The following is an 18518-nucleotide window of genomic DNA, read 5'->3' on the forward strand; positions in this document are numbered from 1 at the left end:
AGGGCCGGTACAGGTAGATCACATGACCAACCCCACCTGCAACCGCTTGGGCAACCGACGCACGACCAGCTGGTGCGACCGCTGCAACACATCACACAGTTCATCACGCCCCATGGGGTAGGGCGGCGCCATGCTGACCCATCGCGCCCGCGCCAGGTAAGGCGCCGGCCGTATCCCGGGGCGATCGCAATAACCCAGAAACAGCTCGTCGGCTACCTTGAACGACAACCCGGCACCCGCCAGGTCGAGCACCGCGAACATCTTGTTTTCTGCCACCGAAAACACTCGGATGCCGCCCCATTTGTAGTCTTCCCGCGCCCCCGGCAGGCTCAGACAGAATGCCGCCACCTGGGCCTCGCTCATCTTCCGTTCAGACATACCGCTCTCCACAAGCCTCGAATGACGCCGCCAGGTGATCGATCCACACTCGGACCGCAGGCAGCAGGCCGCGCCGGTGTGGGTAAACCGCCTGCAGGTAGCCACCCGGCAGCGACCAGTCTGGCAGCAGGCGCACCAGTTCGCCGCGTTCCAGTTCCTCTTCACAGAACATGCTGGGCAGCGCAGTGAACCCCAGCCCGGCACGTACAGCAGCGTTACGTACTACGAAATCATCGATCGCCAAGCGTGGCTCCAGCGCTATTTCCTGCTGCTTGCCATGGGGGCCGAACAGGCGGAAGTGTACCAGCCGGTCCGCTTCGGCTGCGCCCAGCACGGGCAATGATGCCAGCTCGCCCGGTTCGCGAATGTGGTCGGCAAAACCGGGTGCAGCCACCAGTTGCATTTGTGCCTGGCGCAGGCGGCGGGTGACCAGGGCCGGGTCTTCGTCGCCCAGGTCGCGTACGCGCAACGCTACGTCAATGCCTTCGGAAATCAGGTCGACCCGGCGGTTGAGCAATACCATGTCCAGTTGCACCAGCGGGTACTGCTCGAGAAAGCGGCTGATCACATCCGGCAGGAAGGCGTGTGCCAGTGCCACCGGGCAGGAAACCCGCAAACGCCCGCGCGGTTCACTGCTCATGCTGGCCACGGTTTCGTCGGCGGCTTCGGCCTCCAGCAGCATGGCCTGACAATGATGCAAGTAACGTTCACCTACTGCGGTGAGCTTGAGTTGCCGTGTGGTGCGCTGCAACAGGCGTGTGCCCAGGCGCTCTTCGAGCTCGGCGATACGCCGCGACAGGCGCGACTTGGGGATACCCAGCTGGCGCCCGGCGGCGGCGAATCCGCCGGCTTCGACGACGCGCGCGAAGTAGAAGAGGTCGTTGAGGTCTTGCATGGGCATGTCTCACTGTTCCATATGTGGGACAAACTAACGCATTTTTGCTTACTTATCAGCTATTGATCACTTCGATAGGATTCTCCCCATCGTGATCGCCCACAGATGCGGTCTTCACTCACAGGAGAGTCCCATGAAACTGTTGCACATCGATTCGAGCATCCTGGGCGACAATTCCGCCTCGCGTCAGCTGAGCCGCGAAGTGGTCGAAGCCTGGAAGGCTGCAGACCCAAGCGTTGAGGTGGTTTACCGCGACCTGGCTGCCGATGCCATTGCCCACTTCTCCGCCGCCACCCTGGTCGCTGCAGGCACCCCTGAAGACGTACGCGACGCGGCCCAGGCTTTCGAAGCCAAGCTGAGCGCCGAGACGCTCGAAGAGTTTCTGGCTGCCGATGCTGTGGTGATTGGCGCGCCAATGTACAACTTCACCGTGCCGACCCAGCTAAAAGCCTGGATTGACCGTGTGGCCGTCGCCGGCAAGACCTTCAGCTACACCGAAGCCGGCCCGCAAGGCCTGTGCGGCAACAAGAAAGTGGTGCTGGTTTCCACTGCGGGTGGCCTGCACGCTGGCCAGCCGACTGGCGCCGGGCATGAAGACTTCCTGAAAGTGTTCCTGGGCTTCATTGGTATTACCGACCTGGAAATCGTCCGGGCCCACGGCCTGGCCTATGGCCCGGAGCAGCGCAGCCAGGCGATCGATGCTGCACAGGCGCAGATTGCCAACGAGCTGTTTGCGGCTGCCTGATCAAGGGAGCGGTTGGTTGCAAGCGTGGCCCTGTCGAGGGACAAGGCCACTCCAACCCGTAGAAGCGTTCAGGCTACCGGAATAAGCGGATCAGCGGCTGCCAAGGCTGCTGCACGGTCAGCCGCTGGCGGATAAATCCACACTGAATTGATCTGGCGCTTCAGCGCCTTGGCTTCGGCCTTGTCCTCCGGTGGCGAAACCTCACGGTCCCATCCTTCGGTATACACCGCACCCCAAGCCCCCAGGTCCAGGCAGGTCACGTACTTGGGCTGGCTGTAAGCCATCGGTGCCACGCCAATCAGCTCGGCCGCGGCATTGTTGCCTGCGTGGCGCCCCAGCGGAATCGCATGCTGGCACGACATCATTGCAGGGTTGCCAAGCGCGTCACAGGTGGCATAAGCCACGTCTCCCGCGGCATACACGGCATCATTGCCCTTGACCTTCAGGTTGCCATCGACATGCAAGCGGCCGCGGTTGTCGCGCTCGCCGCTGATCTGTTCGGTGAGCGGGTTGGCCTTGAAGCCAACCGTCCAGACCACCGTGCTGGCGTCGATACGCTGGCCGTTGTCCAGCTGTACACCGGCAGGGTCTATCGAAACCACCGTGGCACCGCAAACCCACTCCACGCCCAGGGCCTCGCATGCCTGCTCGATGGCTGGGCGGATGCCGTCACCCAGGGCTGCGCCAATCCTGGCGCCGCGGTCGATTACCACTACGCGCAACGCGGCGTCTTCACCCAGTATCGCGCGCAAGCGGGCCGGCAGTTCGGTGGCCGTCTCGATGCCGGTAAAACCGCCCCCGGCTACTACCACAGTATTGCGTGCCGGCGTGTTCGGCAGGCTGGCCAGTGACTTCAGGTGGGTTTCCAGGCGTGCGGCGCTGTGGAGCTTGTCGACGTCGAAGGCATGCTCGATGCCGTCCATGTCAGGGCGCTCAAGCTCACTGCCGCAGGCCATGATCAGACGGTCATAGGGCAGGGTGCAGCGAGTGCCGCTGCGGGTGCGATAGCCCACGCGGCGGGCCGCTTCATCGATGTGGTATGCCGTGCCCTGCACGAAACGGACATTGACAGCGTCGAACAGCGCCTGCAGGGGGGCGGCCAGGGTATGCGCGTCTGGCTCGTAGAAGCGCGGACGCACATGCAGTTCAGCCTGGGGCGCGAGCAAGGTGACCTCGACGTCCTTGCTGCCGTTGAGGTCAAGCTGGCGGATGGCGCTGAGTGCGCTCCACAGGCCGGCAAAGCCCGCACCAATGATCAGGATCTGCTTCATGGTTGTGCTCCTTTGAAGTTCGGTGGACAAGGTAGACCGTATTGCCGGTCAACGGCGTTACCAGTGCTTGCCGGAGTGCTTCAGAATGTTGGCGGTGTGATCACCCAGATCACCACGGCATCCACTTCACCGGGGTTGCCGTAGCGATGGGGCTCCTGGCTCGAGAAGCTGAAGCTGTCGCCTTCACTCAGCTGGAAATGCCGCTCGCCTACCCACAGCTCAAACGTGCCGCTGAGCAGGTAACCGGCTTCTTCGCCGTCATGGCTGTAGCTTTGCTGGCTGTAAGTACCTGGCGGGAAACGTGAGTGCAGCATCTCCAGCTGGCGGTTGGGCTGGGGAGTGAGCAGTTGATCAACGATGCCATCTTCGTAATGCACGCTCAGGCGGCTGTTGCGCCGCACCACATAGCCTTGGTCTTCGGGCGCGGTGGTGGCTTCGCTGGCGAAGAACCACTGGATGGTCACGCCCAGGCTGCGGGCGATATTGAACAGCGCCGGGATCGACGGGTAGGAGAGGTTGCGCTCCAGCTGGCTGATGTAGCCTGCGGTCAGTTCACTGTGTGCGGCCAGCTCCGCCAAGGTCATGCCGCGGCGCTTGCGCAGGCCGCGGATGCGGGTGCCGAGGAACTGCGGCGCGGCGCCCCCGGGTTCGCTGGCGGGGGGCTGGGAGGGTTGGCTCATGCGCGTCGGTCCATCGCAAAAGCCGCAGTATGTACAGCCTCAGAGTGCCCAGGCAACCATCAGGCCATCGTGAATCGCTTCTTCGGCCGTGCGCGGCGCCAGGCAGTCGCCAATCCGCCGTACGTCCACCACACCTGCCAGTTCAGTGGCCAGGTGGTCTTGCGGTAGATGCCCCATGCACAGCACCAGGGTGTCGATGCCTTCGAAGATCATCGGATCGCCGCTGGCGGTGTGCTGCAAATACACCGTGTTGTCGTCGCTGCCATACAGGCGTGCGTATGGGGTGACAGGGATACCCAGGCGATGCAGCTCGCCGGCCAGTTGGTCACGTACATAAAGCGGCAGGCTCTCGCCGCAATGAGTGCCGTTGACCGCCAACTGGACCTGATGACCTTCGCGCACCAGGCGTTCGGCGATACCGGGGCCTATCCAGTCACAGCGCCAGTCGATCACCAGCACCGAACGCCCCGGTTTCACCTCATTGCGCAGCACTTGCCAGGCGTCCACTACCTGAAGCTCGCCGGTACGCTCGAACGCCGGCCAGTAGGGTGTGGCGCCGGTAGCGGCAATGACCAGATCAGGGCGCTCACGTTCGACCAGTGCGCGGTCGACCCGGGTGTTGCGCACCACTTCTACACCTGCCAGGGCCATTTCCCGTTGAAGGTTGGTGCTGGCGCCACCGAACTCGCTACGCCTTGGCAGTAGCTGGGCCAGCAGCACCTGCCCACCGAGCTGCGGGCCCGCCTCGTACAGCGTGACCTGGTGCCCGCGCGCGGCGGCCACGGCGGCGGCCTTCATGCCGGCAGGCCCGCCGCCGGCGACCATTATGCGCTTGGGCGAGGAAGTGGGCGTGAGGTGCCCATACTGCAACTCACGCCCGGTTTCCGGGCGCTGGATGCAGGAAATGGGCAAACCACGATGGAAATGGCCGATGCATGCCTGGTTGCAGGCGATGCAGGCGCGCACGTCTTCGACCTGGCCGCGTTCGGTCTTGCCTGGCATCGACGGATCGCAGATCAGCGCCCGGGTCATGCCGCACACATCAGCCTGGCCGCGGGCCAGGATCAGCTCGGCTTCCTGGGGCTGGTTGATGCGCCCGGTGACGAACAGGGGGATAGCCAGCTGTTGCTTGAAGGTGCCAGCCTCGCGGGCCAGGTACGCCGGTTCGATGGCCATTGGTGGCACGATATGGACCGCGCCACCCAGCGAGGCCGAGGTACCGGCGACGATATGCAGGTAGTCGAGTTGGCCCTGCAAGGCCACGGCAGCAGCCAGTGACTCGTCTTCGCTCAGGCCCTGGCTGTCGCGCTCGTCAGCGCTGATGCGCAGGCCAATGATGAACTGCTCATCGGTGGCGGCGCGCACCGCGGCCAGCACTTCGCGCAAGAACCTCAGGCGCTGATCCAGGTCACCGTTGTAGCCATCACTGCGTAGGTTCACCCGGGGGTTGAGAAACTGCGCGGGCAGGTAGCCATGGCTGGCCACCACCTCGACGCCATCCAGGCCGGCCTGGTGCAGGCGGCGTGCGGCGCCGGCATAGCCCTGGACGATTTCGTCGATCATTGCCTGGTCCAGCGCCCGTGGCATCACCCGGAAGCGCTCATTGGGCACCGCAGAGGCCGAGTAGGCTACCGCCAACAGGCCGTCTGCCGATTCCATGATCTCCCGCCCGGGGTGAAACAGTTGCGACAGCACCACGGTGCCGTGCGCGTGGCAGGCCTCGGCAAGCTGGCGGTAGCCGTCGATGCAGGCATCGTCCGTGGCCATTAGCACATGCGAGGTGTAGCGGGCACTGTCGTGCACCCCGGCGACCTGCAGCACGATCAGGCCAACGCCGCCGGCAGCGCGGTCGCGCTGGTAGGCGATCAGTTTGTCGTTGACCAGGTTGTCGGTGGGCAGGCAGGTGTCGTGCCCGGTGGACATGATGCGGTTTTTCAAACGTTTGCCGCGGATCTGCAAGGGCTCGAACAGGTGTGGGAAGGCGGTCTGCATACAGGCGGCTCCGGTACGGTGTTGTTATTTTTCTATCAAAGTGTAGCGATAGTAAAAAATCAACTTGTTTTTTTACTGGTGTCTGTCTAGGTTTTCCTCACTCGCATGGCGAGGGTGTGACCTCAAAACAACAAGAAAACGGGCCCGTCGGGCACCGCCAGGAGGAAACTACGATGCAGCTATATCCACGTGTGACCGGCCTTTGTGCAACCTTGCTGGCCCTTGGCCTGGGCACTGCGCAAGCTGCGCAGCAGATGGTTGTGGTCGGTTATGGCGGCGCGGGCCAGAAGGCCCAGGAGGAGGCGATTTTCAAGCCCTTCGTCGCCCAGGACGGCAGCCAGCTGATCCAGAGTGAATACAACGGTGAAATGGCGCGGATCCAGGTCATGGCAGACACCGGCAACGTCGATTGGGATGTGGTGCAGATCGAAGGCCCTGACTTGATGCGCGGCTGCGACGAGGGGATCTACGAGCACCTGGACTGGCAGCGCCTGGGCCATGCCGCCGAACTGATCCCGGCAGCCGCACAGGATTGTGGGTCGGCCGCGCTGGTCTGGAGCGTGGCTATTGCCTACGACCGCAGCAAGCTGGCCCAGGCGCCGGCGTCGTGGGCCGACTTCTGGGACGTCGACAAGTACCCTGGCAAGCGCGGCCTGCGCAAGCGTGCGGTGTACAACCTGGAATTCGCGCTGTTGGCTGACGGGGTCAAGGTCGAGGACGTATACCGGGTATTGTCCACGCCGGCAGGTGTCGAGCGGGCCTTCGCCAAACTCAGCGAACTCAAACCCCATATCCAGTGGTGGGACGCCGGCGCTCAACCCGCGCAATGGCTGGCAGCCGGTGACGTGGTGATGACCTCCACCTACAGCGGACGAATCGCGGTGGCGGCGCAGCAGGGCAGCCCCTTGGCCGTGGTATGGCCTGGCAGCCTGTACGGTATGGACTATTGGGCGATCATCAAAGGCTCGCGGCATGTCGACCAGGCCAAGCGGCTGATTGCCTATGCCAATCAGCCGGATACCCAGGTGCGGTATGTACAACAGATCCCCTATGGGCCAACCAATACCCAAGCCGCGGCCAGGCTTGACCCGGCGCTGGCCAACTGGGTACCCACTTCGCCACAGAACCTTCAAGGGGCGCTGGCCATGAACGTGGAATTCTGGGTCGATCATGGCGAAGAACTGGAGCAACGCTTCAACGCCTGGGCCAGCAAATAGCGCTCAGTAAAGGGGCAACAAGATGACTGAAACGGAACTAAGCCTGCGTCGGGAGCTGGCTGCCTGCTACCGGCTGATCGCGCACTTTCGCATGAGCGATCTCATCTTCACGCATATCTCCCTGCGCCTGCCTGGGCCGGAGCACCATTTCCTGATCAACCCGTATGGCCTGCTCTTCGAGGAGATCACAGCGTCCAGCCTGGTGAAGATCGACCTGCAGGGGCGGCCGGTGGGGGCTGCCCGTCACCCGGTCAACCCGGCCGGGTTCGTCATTCACAGTGCCATTCACGCTGCCCGCGAGGATGCCCAGTGCGTGCTGCACACCCACACCCGCGCAGGTTGCGCGGTGGCCGCACTGGAATGTGGCCTGCTGCCGGTCAACCAGATGTCCATGGAGTTTTACGGCAATGTGGCTTACCACGCCTACGAGGGCGTCGCGCTGGACATGGATGAACAGCAACGGCTGGTGGCCGACCTGGGCAACAAGCCGGTGATGATGCTGCGCAACCATGGCCTGTTGACCACGGGGCGCAGTGTGGCTGAAGCCTTCTTGCGCATGTACTACCTGGAGAAGGCTTGCGAGATCCAGTTGGCGGCGCAAAGTGCTGGGCAACTGATATTGCCGTCGACCGACGTGTGCGTGCGTACCGAACGGCAGTTCAACGCGCCGGGGAGAGGGTTCAAGCAGGGGGAACTGACCGACCCGGATGCGCTGCAATTGGCGTGGGCGGCGTTGTTGCGAATGTTGGAAAAGGTGGCGCCTGGTTATCAGGATTGAACCTGCGCTTGCTGATTTGGCAGTTAGTCGTGCAAACGACAGCGGGCGGACGGAACAGTCACTGTAGTGCAACCATTGCTTTCAACTGTGCTGGTCCCTTCTCAAGGAATACCGTTATGCTGTAACGAAATATGTCTAAAAAGCCTGCAGAAGGAAGTCGCAATGCCACTCAAGGACCTGCTTATCGCCCTGGTGGTGATTGTCGCCTGGGGCGTCAACTTTGTGGTCATCAAGGTTGGCCTCGACGGGCTGCCACCGATGTTGCTGGGGGCATTGCGTTTCTTGCTGGTGGCGTTCCCGGCGATCTTGCTGGTCAGGCGGCCCAAACTGCCGTGGCGCTGGCTGATCGCTTACGGTGCGACCATTTCACTGGGCCAGTTCGCGTTCCTGTTTCAGGCCATGTACAGCGGCATGCCGCCAGGGTTGGCTTCGTTGATCCTGCAGTCGCAAGCCTTCTTCACCCTCGGTTTTGCGGCGTTGTTTCTCGGTGAGCGGCTGCGCCTGGCCAGCGTGCTGGGGCTGCTGGTGGCGGCCGGCGGCCTGGCACTGATCGGCAGCGAAGACGGCGGCCATGTGCCCATGCTGGCGTTGGTGCTGACCCTGTGTGGCGGTGCAATGTGGGGCCTGGGCAACATCATTACCCGGCGGTTCGGCTCGGTCGACCTGGTCGCGTTGGTGATCTGGGGTGGGCTGATCCCGCCACTGCCATTCCTGGCACTGTCCTGGTGGCTGGAAGGCCCCGAGCGCATTGGCCATGCCTTGGCCAATATCAGTTGGAGTTCGGTGCTGGCCCTGGCGTATTTGGCCTTTGTGGCCACCATGCTCGGCTACAGCCTGTGGAGCAAGTTGCTGTCGCGTCACCCGGCAGGCAAAGTGGCGCCGTTCTCGCTGCTGGTACCGGTGATTGGCCTGAGTTCGTCGGCGTTGCTACTGGGAGAGCGCCTGACCGCTACGCAGGGCTGGGGCGCATTGCTGGTGATGGCCGGCCTGCTGGTGAATGTATTCGGTGCGCGCATCGGTCAGCGTTTGCGGGCTGCCAACGCGTAAAGCGCTTAAATCTGCCGACCTGCGCTCTGTTAGAATCGGCCTCTTTTTGCCAGGCAAACGGAGCGCATCCATGATCATTTCCACCACCAGCCAGCTCGAAGGCCGCCCGATTGCCGAATACCTGGGCGTGGTCAGTTCCGAATCGGTGCAGGGCATCAACTTCGTGCGCGATTTCTTTACACGGTTTCGCGACTTCTTCGGTGGCCGCTCACAAACCCTGGAAAGCGCGCTGCGCGAGGCCCGGGAGCAGGCCACTGAAGAACTCAAGGCCCGGGCACGACAGTTGCAAGCCGATGCGGTAGTGGGGGTGGATTTTGAGATCAGCATGCCGTCGGTACAGGGTGGCATGGTCGTGGTATTTGCCACCGGTACGGCAGTACGCCTGAAGTAAAGCCTTTTGCCATTGGTCGGCTGCAAGGTTCTTGTCCGGTCGGTCCGCAAATGACCAGCTAGTCTCACTTTCACAGGCCGCGTTCCCTGGGCAACTTGTCTGGTTGCCGACGCGACCGCCACTGGAGGGAGACTGGGCATGAGCGAATCCTTTTTCGAAGACCTGAACGACGCGTTCCCGATCAACAGCCAGGTGCGTTGCGGCCAGGCGGCATTTCGCCTGGGTTTCGCCCACATGACGCTGGATGATTCCGAACAGCTCCAACCTGCACATTTGCAGCGCAGCAAAAAAGGCCGCTTCATGCCGCGGGTACCGCTCAAGAAGTGATCCCGTGCCTGCACACGCCCCGCCCAACGGCGGGGTTTTTATTGCCATTCGTTGATCCGCCTCATGGTATTGCCCGGTAGCGCTCGCCGGATGGCCCGGCCTGTGGTTTTCTGACGCGGCATTCCAGCAACGGAGGATTGAATGCTCATGCGAGTCAGGGAAGAAACCTATTGGCAGTGGGCCGACGCACAGTTGCACAGCCGCTGCCACGACGAAGCACTCAGCGACGGCACCACACTGGACGTGCAGGTGCGCTTGTCGCGCCTGGGGGCGACGCAGCTGTTTCTGGGGTTGTACGCCGGGGATGGGCGGGCGTTGCTGGAAGAGTATTACCCTGCGCTGCCGGGCGAGACCATGACCCGTGCGCTGGTGTGGGGTGTCGACCGCGCCCGGGCGATGGCAACAGGCGCCTTGCCTTTGCCGGAAACCCGTCTGCAGCGGCGCCAGGCATGAAAAAGCCCGGCCTATGCGGGCCGGGCTCTGGTAAGGGTGCGAACCCTCAATTCAGCGGTTCGATCACCTTGACTGCCTGCTGCTCACGGGCAGCGGGCCATTCTTGTTGCAGGGTCTGCAGCACGCGGCCAACGAATTCGGTGTCGGCGGCGGCTTTCTTGCCGACGTAGCCTTGGCCACGGCGGTAGACCTTGAAGCGGGCACGCATGCTGGGCAGGTGCTCTTCAAATTCATCTTCGACGGTGTTCGGTGGCAGGCGATCGAGGCGCACTTCACCGGTTTGGCTAACCCACAGCAAATGGTCGTCAAGGCTGTCCTTGCGCACGGCGAACAGCTGGGCCAATTGGTCGATAGTCGGATTGTTGTTCAAGTTCATCATAAAGCCCCCATTACCCATTCATAGGTGATTTTCACAGTTGGCGCTATCACGGTGTAGCGCACTACCAAGGCTGCTACAGCAGCATCGCAACAGGGGCTTTCTCACGCTGCCTTTTGGACAGTTTCCCTCTCCACGGACGGCCTGCGTTACCGCGCAGGCCGTCTGGAACACCCTTGCCACCGCTCCCGATCAGGGAGACGGCTTCATCATGCCCAAGCGCGATGAACGGCGTCAACCATTTTGTAGTGAATATTTTTGCTCACTACATTCTGTCGTTTTGTCCGACAATCAACGCGAGCGTTATAAGCCGGAAAGGATGTCGAAGGCGGCTTGCACCCGCGCCTGGTTGGGGTAATTCCGATTGGCCAGCAGCACGACTGCCAGCTGTTCTGCCGGCACGAACGCGGCGTACGCGCCGAAGCCGTTGGTGGCGCCGGTCTTGTTGTACCAGGCTGCCGGTAGCGCGGGCAGGGCCGGCTGCAAGCGAGTGGTGGCCTGCGGTTCGCGGATCAGCCCTGGGCTGTTGCCATCGATCAGTGTGCTCAGCGTGACCGGGTAGGGGTAGCGTTCCCAGCCCAGGCCTTGCGTCATGGCGCCAACCTGGAAATAGCCCTGCTGGGTAATGGCGGTGGCTTTCACCAGGGCCGGTGGCAGGCCCTGCGGCTGCATGTGCAACCGCACATAGCGCAGCAGGTCGCTGGCGCTGGTTTTGATGCCGTAGGCCTCATCGGCGTAAGGGCCGGGCCCTACACGCACCGGCTTGTCGTCGGCGTCATACCCTTGGGCATAAAGCCCCTGGGCGCTGGCCGGAACCTGAAGGTAGGTATTTTTCAGGCCCATCTTCGTCAGCAGGCCCTCACTCATCAGCGTGGAAAACGGTTCATGCTGCGCACGGGCAGCCAGGTCACCGAACAACCCCAGGCTGGGGTTGGAGTAGCAGCGCTGGGTGCCGGGTTTGGCGCGAGATTGCCAGTGGCGGAAGAAATCGACTACCTGCTGCGGTGTTTGCACGGTGTCGGGGAACTGCAGTGGCAGGCAGTCGGCGCTATAAGCGCCCAGTTCCAGCACCGTCGCGTCGCCGATGGGGACGCCGGCCAGTGCCGGGTGATAGCGCTTGGCCGGGGCCTCGAGGTCAAGCTTGCCCTCGGCGCTGGCAAGCGCGGCCAGGGTTGCAGTGTAGGTCTTGCTCAGCGAACCGATTTCGAACAGCGTATCGCGGCTGACCGGTACGTTGTCGGCCTTGCTGGCCACACCGTAACTGAAGTAATGCGCGTGGTCGCGTGCATAGATGGCCACAGCCATGCCGGTGATGCCTTGTTCCTGCATGAGCGGGCGGATGATCTGGTCGACCTTGGCCTGTAACTGGTCGTCGGCCTGGGCGCTGGCATGGCCCAAGGCAAGGGTAATGGCGGCTGCAAGTGCAGCCAGACGTGGGCGGAGCATGGAGAGTCCTTTTTGTGGAACGTGTCCGTTGAGCGATACCGCTCGGGGTTCCGGCGTTAGCGACGGAGAGCCAAAGACCTTATCGTCTGCCCAGCCACCATGACAAGATGGATACAGTGATGAAGTATTTGCGCATGTTATTTGACAATTTCACCTTGGCCTTGCTCGGTGTAGTACTCATCGCCACCGTGCTGCCTTGCGCGGGCGATGGCGCGGTGTTTTTCGGCTGGCTGACCAACCTGGCCATCGGCCTGTTGTTCTTCCTGCATGGCGCCAAACTGTCGCGTGAAGCCATCATTGCCGGTGCCGGCCACTGGCGCCTGCACCTACTGGTGTTCTCCTGTACTTTCGTATTGTTCCCACTGCTGGGCCTGGCGTTCAAACCTCTGTTCGTACCGCTGGTGGGTAACGAGCTTTACCTGGGCATTCTGTACCTGTGTGCCTTGCCTGCAACCGTGCAGTCGGCCATTGCCTTTACCTCGCTGGCCCGCGGTAACGTGCCGGCCGCCATCTGCAGCGCGGCGGCCTCCAGCCTGCTGGGTATCTTCCTCACCCCGTTGCTGGTGATGTTGCTGCTGGGTGCCAGTGGTGATACAGGTTCCGGCCTGGATGCGGTGTTGAAGATCACGTTGCAGCTGCTGGTGCCGTTCGTTGCCGGGCAGGTCGCGCGACGCTGGATCGGTGCCTGGGTCAAGCACAATGCGCGCTGGCTCAAGGTGGTGGACCAGGGTTCGATCCTGCTGGTGGTGTACACCGCCTTCAGTGAGGCCGTGGTTACCGGGCTGTGGCACACCGTATCGCCGCAGCACCTGGCGGGGTTGTTCGTAGTGTGCGCAATTCTGCTGGCAGTGGTGCTGTTTGGCACCCGCTTGCTTGGCAAGGCGCTGGGCTTCGACCTTGAGGATCGCATCACCATCCTGTTTGCCGGTTCCAAGAAAAGCCTGGCTACGGGTGTGCCCATGGCCCAGGTGTTGTTCGTGGGCAGTGGCATTGGCGCGATGATCTTGCCGCTGATGCTGTTCCACCAGATACAGCTGATGGTGTGTGCTGTGCTGGCGCAGCGTTATGCAAGCCGCGAGCAGGAGGTGGAGGCTTCGGCGGTGTCGTGAGCGCCTTTGCGTTCCGATTAGATACACTGTTGGCGGTCAAGCTTTTCTGCGGTGCTCAGCGCTGAAAAGCTTGGTCGTATTAAATGGTTGATGGCCGCGAAGAGGCCGTGCCTGCTGGCCAATCTCCACTCGTCGTTCACCGTTGCAGCCGCCGCCGTATTCGCGGGTAAACCCGCTCCTACAAAGTCACCACAGTTCTGAAGTGTTGTGGCTTACCTGTGGGGGCGGTGTCATGCCCTCAGTCTTGCAGCCGTTCCGGGCTGTTGAAGTTGCTTAGCCGGCGATCGCTCTCGGCGCACTCCAGCCCTTGCACCGCCTCGCGCAGCAAGGCCTTCTGCAAACTCCGCTCACCCGCTGCCCAGGCCTGCTCCAGCACCGGCAACACCCGCTTGGGCAGCACGCTGAACATCGGCTGCCAAAAACCACCCTGACGCACCATTGCCGCGCTGTTACCGGCCACTGCCAGCCGCAGCAGGTCTTCGATCAAGTCGCGATCAACCAGGGGTGCATCGCAGGCCAGCAACACCACCCACGCATGACGTGCCACCTTGAGCCCGGCAATCACCCCCGCCAGCGGCCCGGGGAAGTCGGCTTCTGCATCGCCCACCCACTGGTCGGCGTATGCTCGGTAAGCCGCCTGGTTGCGATTGCAGGAAATCACCAAGTCGTCGCTCAGTGGCCGCACCGCGCGATGAACATGTGCAATTAACGGCTCGCCTTGCCAGTCCACCAGGCCCTTGTCACGGCCGCCCATGCGCTGGCCGCGGCCACCGGCGAGAACGAGGATTGAGCAGGGGGGGAGTGCATCAGGCATGAAAAAGGGTTCCGGGCAGTCATTGCCGGGAACCCTCCCATTTCACGCGGGGCTTGTCCAGTCAGCTTTCGCGGGCCACGGGTTGCCCGTCGCTGTCATGCGCCTGGCGTCGCTGTGACAGGCGCATCACCACCACGAAGAACACCGGCACGAACACCACCGCCAGCGTGGCGCTGAGCATGCCGCCGATCACCCCGGTGCCAATCGCCTGCTGGCTGGCAGAGCTTGCGCCGCTGGCGATGGCCAGTGGAACCACGCCGAGGATGAACGCCAGCGAAGTCATCACGATCGGCCGCAGGCGCAGGCGGGCCGCTTGCACGGCGGCGTCGACGGCGTCCACGCCCTGGTCTACCAGATGCTTGGCAAACTCGATGATCAGGATGGCGTTCTTCGCTGACAGGCCGATCAGCGTGATCAGGCCAACCTTGAAGAACACGTCGTTGGGCATGCCGCGCAAGGTCACCGCCAGCACCGCACCGAGCACGCCGAGCGGAACGACCAGCAGCACCGCAGTCGGGATAGACCAGCTTTCGTACAGCGCAGCCAGGCACAGGAACACCACCAGCAGCGACAGCGCCATCAGCAGGGGGGCCTGGCTACCGGACAGCCGCTCCTGCAATGACAGGCCGGTCCATTCCAGGCCGGTACCGGCCGGTAGCTGCGCCACCAGCCGCTCGACTTCGGCCATGGCTTCGCCCGAGCTGTAGCCGGCGGCTGGCTCGCCAGAGATCGACACCGCCGGGTAACCGTTGTAGCGGGTCAGTTGCACCGGGCCGCTGACCCACCTGGCCTGAACGAACGCACCCAGTGGCACCATCTTGCCGCTGTCGTTGCGCACGTGAATGTTCAGCAAGTCTTCAACCTGGCTGCGCTGGTCACCTTCGGCCTGCACCACCACCCGCTGCATACGGCCCTGGTTGGGGAAATCGTTGACGTAGCTGGAGCCTACGGCCACGTCCAGCACCGTGCCGATATCGGCAAACGACACGCCCAGTGCATTAGCCTGGCGGCGGTCGATTTCCAGTTGCACCTGCGGGCTTTCCGCCAGCGAGGCTTCGCGCACGTTGGTCAGCACCTTGCTTTTGCTGGCGCTTTCGAGCAACTGGTCACGGGCTGCCATCAGCTCGGCGTGGCCCATGCCGCCACGGTCCTGAAGGCGAAATTCGAAGCCGGTAGACTCACCGAGCCCGTCGATGGGGGGCGGCAGCACCGAATAGGCTATCGCGTCCTTGAGCTGGGTGAAGGCCATGGTCGCGCGGTCGGCGATCGACTGGGCGCTGTCGTCGGCGCTGCGCTCGGACCAGTCCTTGAGGGTGGTGAAAACCAGCGCCGCGTTCTGCCCGCTACCGGAGAAGCTGAAGCCGAGGATCAAGGTGGTGTTGCCCACGCCTGGTTCTTCGGCGTTGTGCGCCTCGATCTGCGCGGCTACCTGTTCGGTGCGCATGCGGCTGGCGCCCGGCGGCAGTTGAATGTCGGTAATGGTGTAGCCCTGGTCTTCGGTGGGCAGGAACGCCGTAGGCAGCTGGCTGAAACCGTAGCCCAGCACCGCCAGCAGCACCGCGTACACCAGCAGGTAGCGGCCGCTGCGCTTGAGCGCCTGCACCACCCAGCGCTGGTAGCCGTTGCTCATGCGTTCGAAGCGGCGATTGAACCAGCCGAAGAAGCCTTTGCGTTCATGGTGCTCGCCCTTGGCCACGGGTTTGAGCAGGGTGGCGCACAATGCCGGGGTCAAGCTGAGGGCGAGGAACGCCGAGAACAGGATCGACACCGCCATCGACAGCGAGAACTGCTGGTAGATCACCCCCACCGAGCCTTGCATGAACGCCATGGGCAGGAATACCGCCACCAGCACCAGCGTGATGCCGACGATTGCACCGCTGATCTGGCCCATGGCCTTGCGTGTGGCGTCCTTGGGCGGCAAGCCTTCTTCGGCCATGATGCGTTCGACGTTCTCCACCACCACAATGGCATCGTCGACCAGAATGCCGATGGCCAGTACCATGCCGAACAGTGTCAGCACATTGACCGAGAAGCCCATGGCCAGCATCACGGCGAAGGTGCCCATCAATGCCACTGGCACGACCAGGGTCGGGATCAGCGTGTAGCGCAGGTTCTGCAGGAACAGGAACATGACTGCGAACACCAGCAGCATGGCTTCGAACAGGGTGTTGATGACCTGCTCGATCGACACCTTGACGAACGGCGAGGTGTCGTAGGGGATGTCGTACTTGACGCCTTCCGGGAAGTAGCGCGCCAGGTCCTGCATCTTCGCCCGTACCAGGGTAGCGGTTTCCATGGCGTTGGCGCCGGGTGACAACTGCACGCTGAAGGCCGTGGCCGGTTTGCCGTTCAGGCGCGTGCCGTACTGGTATTCCTGGGCGCCGATTTCAACCCGGGCGACATCCCCGATGGTGACCGTGGAGCCGTCCGGGTTGGCACGCAGGACAATGGCAGCAAACTCTTCGGGGCTGCTCAACTGGCCTTTGACCACCACGTTGGCGGTGATTTCCTGGGTGCTGCGGCTGGGCAGATCGCCGATGCTGCCAGGGGCGACCTGGGCGTTCTGCGCGGCGATGGCTTCGGCCACATCGTTGGGCGTGAGGTTGAAGCCAATCAGCTTGCGCGGGTCGATCCAGATGCGCATGGCGCGTTCGGAGCCATACAACTGGGCCTTGCCGACGCCCTTGAGGCGGCGGATTTCGTCCATCACGTTACGTGCAAGGATGTCCGACAGCGCGGTTTCATCGAGCTTGCCGTCTTCGGAGGTGAGGGTGGCCAACAGCAGAAAGCCGGTGGACACTTTCTCCACCTGCAGGCCCTGCTGGGTGACCGGGCGTGGCAGGCGCGACTCGACCACCTTCAGGCGGTTCTGCACGTCGACCTGGGCCAGGTCCGGGTGGGTGCCCGGGGCGAAGGTGGCGGTGATGGTGGCGCTGCCCAGGCTGCTCTGCGACTCGAAGTACAGCAGGCTGTCGGCGCCATTGAGCTCTTGCTCGATCAGGCTGACCACGCTTTCGTCCATGGTCGCCGCCGAGGCGCCTGGGTACACGGCGTAGATTTCCACCTGCGGCGGTGCCACGTTGGGGTACTGGGCCACCGGCAGCTGCGGGATGGCCAGCGCGCCGGCCAGCAGGATGAACAGTGCGACCACCCAGGCGAATACCGGGCGATCGATGAAGAATTGCGGCATGAATCAGGCCCTCACTGGCCGGTATGCTGTGCGATGGGCGGGGCAGCGGGTGCGTTGTCGACCTGCACCTGGTCACCGGCCTTGATGTGCTGCAGCCCTTCGACCACCACCCGCTCGCCGGCCGCCAGGCCCTCACTGACGACCCAGCGGTCGCCCTGGGCGCTGCCCAGTACAACCTGGCGGTCGCTGACCCGGGCGTGCTGGTCTACCACCAGCACCTTCGGCACACCGGCGCTGTCACGCAGGATGGCGCGTTGCGGCACGCTCAGGCCCTTGGGTTGCACCGCTTGCTCCAGGCGTACCCGCACGTAGCTGCCAGGCAACAGGTCGAGGTCCGGGTTGGGGAACTCGCTGCGCAGGGTGATCTGGTTGGTGCTGGGGTCGACGCTGATGTCGGAGAACAGCAGCTTGCCCGGCAGCGGGTAGGCGCTGCCGTCATCCTGGATCAGCGTGGCGCGTGCCTGGCCGTCGCCCACCTGCTGCAATTCGCCAGCGCGCAGGGCGCGGCGCAGCGCGTTGAGCTCACGGGTAGACTGGGTGACATCGGCATGGATCGGGTCCAGTTGCTGGATGGTCGCCAGCGCGGTGGTTTCGTTTTGCCCGACCAGCGCGCCTTCGGTGACCTGGGCGCGGCCGATACGGCCGGAGATCGGCGCGGTCACGGTGGCATAGCCGAGGTTCAGCCGGGCGCGCTCCAGCGCCGCCCTGGCTTCGGCCACTTCGGCATCGGCCTGCAGGAAACTGGCCTTGGCGTTGTCGTATTCCTGGCGGCTGACGGCTTTGTCGTCGACCAGCTCGCGGTAGCGCTGCTCTTGCAGGCGCGCCTGATACCGGGTGGCCTCGGCCTTGGCCAGCGTGGCGCGGGCGCTGTCGTGGTCGGCCTTGAACGGTGCCGGGTCGATCAGGAACAGTACATCACCCTGCTTGACGTCGCTGCCTTCGCGGTACACCCGCTTGAGCACCACGCCTGCGACCCGCGCACGCACTTCGGCGGTGCGTGGCGCGAGGATACGCCCGCTGAGTTCGCTGCTGATGGCCAGTGGCTGCAGTTGCAGGGTTTCCACGCGCACTTGCGCAGTGGGTGCCTGTTCGTCTGGCTCGGCGCTGTCGCTGCAACCGGCCAGGGACAGGCTCAGCAATGCCATGAGCGCCAACGGGCGCAGGCACGGGGAGAGGGTAGTAGGCATGCGGATCTTCCGATGATGACCGTGTATATGCTAAGGCAGACGCTGGCTGAGCGGCTGTTAATACCTGTAGGGCGAGTGTGAAAAAGTGTGAAGAATGATCCTGTCGAGTGGTTGGGTTCTATATTCTGCATGGGCCTGTGCTGGCCTCTTCGCGGGTAAACCCGCTCCTACGGGGACCTGCAGGAGCGGGTTTACCCGCGAAGTGCTCGCCACAGGCTTACT

Annotated in this window: 18 protein-coding genes; 8 read left to right on the top strand and 10 right to left on the bottom strand. The window is 63.2% G+C overall.

Annotated elements, in window-relative coordinates:
• Positions 1 to 18: 18 nt before the first annotated feature.
• A complete protein-coding gene (locus LMH93_RS12545) occupies positions 19 to 378 on the bottom strand; it encodes an MmcQ/YjbR family DNA-binding protein (protein WP_012052560.1) in 360 nt (119 codons plus the stop codon).
• Positions 371 to 1273 (bottom strand): LysR substrate-binding domain-containing protein, encoded by a 903-nt coding sequence (locus tag LMH93_RS12550; RefSeq protein WP_003253907.1) that lies wholly within the window; start codon positions 1271 to 1273, stop codon positions 371 to 373. The genes LMH93_RS12545 and LMH93_RS12550 overlap by 8 nt, the downstream gene beginning before the upstream one ends.
• Positions 1274 to 1406: 133 nt before the next feature.
• On the opposite strand from LMH93_RS12550, the gene LMH93_RS12555 reads away from it, so the two are divergent.
• On the top strand, positions 1407 to 2018 hold the full coding sequence (locus LMH93_RS12555) for an FMN-dependent NADH-azoreductase (protein ID WP_003253906.1): 612 nt from the start codon (positions 1407 to 1409) through the stop codon (positions 2016 to 2018).
• A gap of 68 nt (positions 2019 to 2086) precedes the next feature.
• Here the strand turns inward: LMH93_RS12555 and LMH93_RS12560 are convergent, their stop codons facing one another.
• The 3 genes from LMH93_RS12560 to LMH93_RS12570 form a co-directional block, all read right to left on the bottom strand.
• The gene (locus LMH93_RS12560) at positions 2087 to 3289 is read right to left on the bottom strand and encodes an NAD(P)/FAD-dependent oxidoreductase (RefSeq protein ID WP_019751401.1); all 1203 of its coding nucleotides are present in this window, start codon (positions 3287 to 3289) and stop codon (positions 2087 to 2089) included.
• Between the two features lie 80 nt (positions 3290 to 3369).
• Positions 3370 to 3969, bottom strand: a complete 600-nt coding sequence (locus tag LMH93_RS12565) for a helix-turn-helix domain-containing protein (protein ID WP_017147667.1) — start codon at positions 3967 to 3969, stop codon at positions 3370 to 3372.
• Positions 3970 to 4008: 39 nt separating this feature from the next.
• Positions 4009 to 5961: an oxidoreductase gene (locus LMH93_RS12570; RefSeq protein WP_185279345.1), complete on the bottom strand. Its 1953-nt coding sequence runs from the start codon at positions 5959 to 5961 to the stop codon at positions 4009 to 4011.
• A gap of 173 nt (positions 5962 to 6134) precedes the next feature.
• Between LMH93_RS12570 and LMH93_RS12575 the strand changes: the two genes are divergently transcribed.
• From LMH93_RS12575 to LMH93_RS12600, 6 genes are all read left to right on the top strand, one after another.
• Entirely contained in the window at positions 6135 to 7178 is a 1044-nt protein-coding gene (locus tag LMH93_RS12575; RefSeq protein ID WP_004577470.1) for an ABC transporter substrate-binding protein, read from the top strand.
• Between the two features lie 22 nt (positions 7179 to 7200).
• Positions 7201 to 7956 carry a class II aldolase/adducin family protein gene (locus LMH93_RS12580; protein ID WP_230065266.1) on the top strand — a complete coding sequence of 252 codons (756 nt, stop codon included), beginning with the start codon at positions 7201 to 7203 and terminating at the stop codon, positions 7954 to 7956.
• 162 nt (positions 7957 to 8118) lie between these two features.
• Entirely contained in the window at positions 8119 to 9003 is an 885-nt protein-coding gene (locus LMH93_RS12585) for an EamA family transporter (RefSeq protein ID WP_003253899.1), read from the top strand.
• Positions 9004 to 9073: 70 nt separating this feature from the next.
• Positions 9074 to 9394 (top strand): YbjQ family protein, encoded by a 321-nt coding sequence (locus LMH93_RS12590; protein WP_003253898.1) that lies wholly within the window; start codon positions 9074 to 9076, stop codon positions 9392 to 9394.
• A 138-nt stretch (positions 9395 to 9532) separates the two neighbouring features.
• Positions 9533 to 9721: a hypothetical protein gene (locus LMH93_RS12595; RefSeq protein ID WP_003253897.1), complete on the top strand. Its 189-nt coding sequence runs from the start codon at positions 9533 to 9535 to the stop codon at positions 9719 to 9721.
• Between the two features lie 141 nt (positions 9722 to 9862).
• Positions 9863 to 10174: a hypothetical protein gene (locus LMH93_RS12600; protein WP_010953779.1), complete on the top strand. Its 312-nt coding sequence runs from the start codon at positions 9863 to 9865 to the stop codon at positions 10172 to 10174.
• Between the two features lie 46 nt (positions 10175 to 10220).
• Here the strand turns inward: LMH93_RS12600 and LMH93_RS12605 are convergent, their stop codons facing one another.
• Both LMH93_RS12605 and ampC read right to left on the bottom strand, forming a co-directional pair.
• A complete protein-coding gene (locus LMH93_RS12605; RefSeq protein WP_003253895.1) occupies positions 10221 to 10553 on the bottom strand; it encodes a hypothetical protein in 333 nt (110 codons plus the stop codon).
• 300 nt (positions 10554 to 10853) lie between these two features.
• A complete protein-coding gene (gene ampC, locus LMH93_RS12610; protein ID WP_230065267.1) occupies positions 10854 to 11996 on the bottom strand; it encodes a class C beta-lactamase in 1143 nt (380 codons plus the stop codon).
• Positions 11997 to 12115: 119 nt separating this feature from the next.
• Between ampC and LMH93_RS12615 the strand changes: the two genes are divergently transcribed.
• Positions 12116 to 13105 carry a bile acid:sodium symporter family protein gene (locus LMH93_RS12615; protein ID WP_440131102.1) on the top strand — a complete coding sequence of 330 codons (990 nt, stop codon included), beginning with the start codon at positions 12116 to 12118 and terminating at the stop codon, positions 13103 to 13105.
• Between the two features lie 238 nt (positions 13106 to 13343).
• Here the strand turns inward: LMH93_RS12615 and mobA are convergent, their stop codons facing one another.
• From mobA to LMH93_RS12630, 3 genes are all read right to left on the bottom strand, one after another.
• Positions 13344 to 13919 (bottom strand): molybdenum cofactor guanylyltransferase MobA, encoded by a 576-nt coding sequence (mobA, locus tag LMH93_RS12620; RefSeq protein ID WP_004577474.1) that lies wholly within the window; start codon positions 13917 to 13919, stop codon positions 13344 to 13346.
• Positions 13920 to 13980: 61 nt separating this feature from the next.
• The gene (locus tag LMH93_RS12625; RefSeq protein WP_070096026.1) at positions 13981 to 17109 is read right to left on the bottom strand and encodes an efflux RND transporter permease subunit; all 3129 of its coding nucleotides are present in this window, start codon (positions 17107 to 17109) and stop codon (positions 13981 to 13983) included.
• 11 nt (positions 17110 to 17120) lie between these two features.
• On the bottom strand, positions 17121 to 18296 hold the full coding sequence (locus LMH93_RS12630) for an efflux RND transporter periplasmic adaptor subunit (protein WP_060538418.1): 1176 nt from the start codon (positions 18294 to 18296) through the stop codon (positions 17121 to 17123).
• Between the last annotated feature and the right edge of the window lie 222 nt (positions 18297 to 18518).

The organism is Pseudomonas sp. CIP-10 (genome assembly GCF_020911845.1).
GTDB lineage: Bacteria > Pseudomonadota > Gammaproteobacteria > Pseudomonadales > Pseudomonadaceae > Aquipseudomonas > Aquipseudomonas alloputida.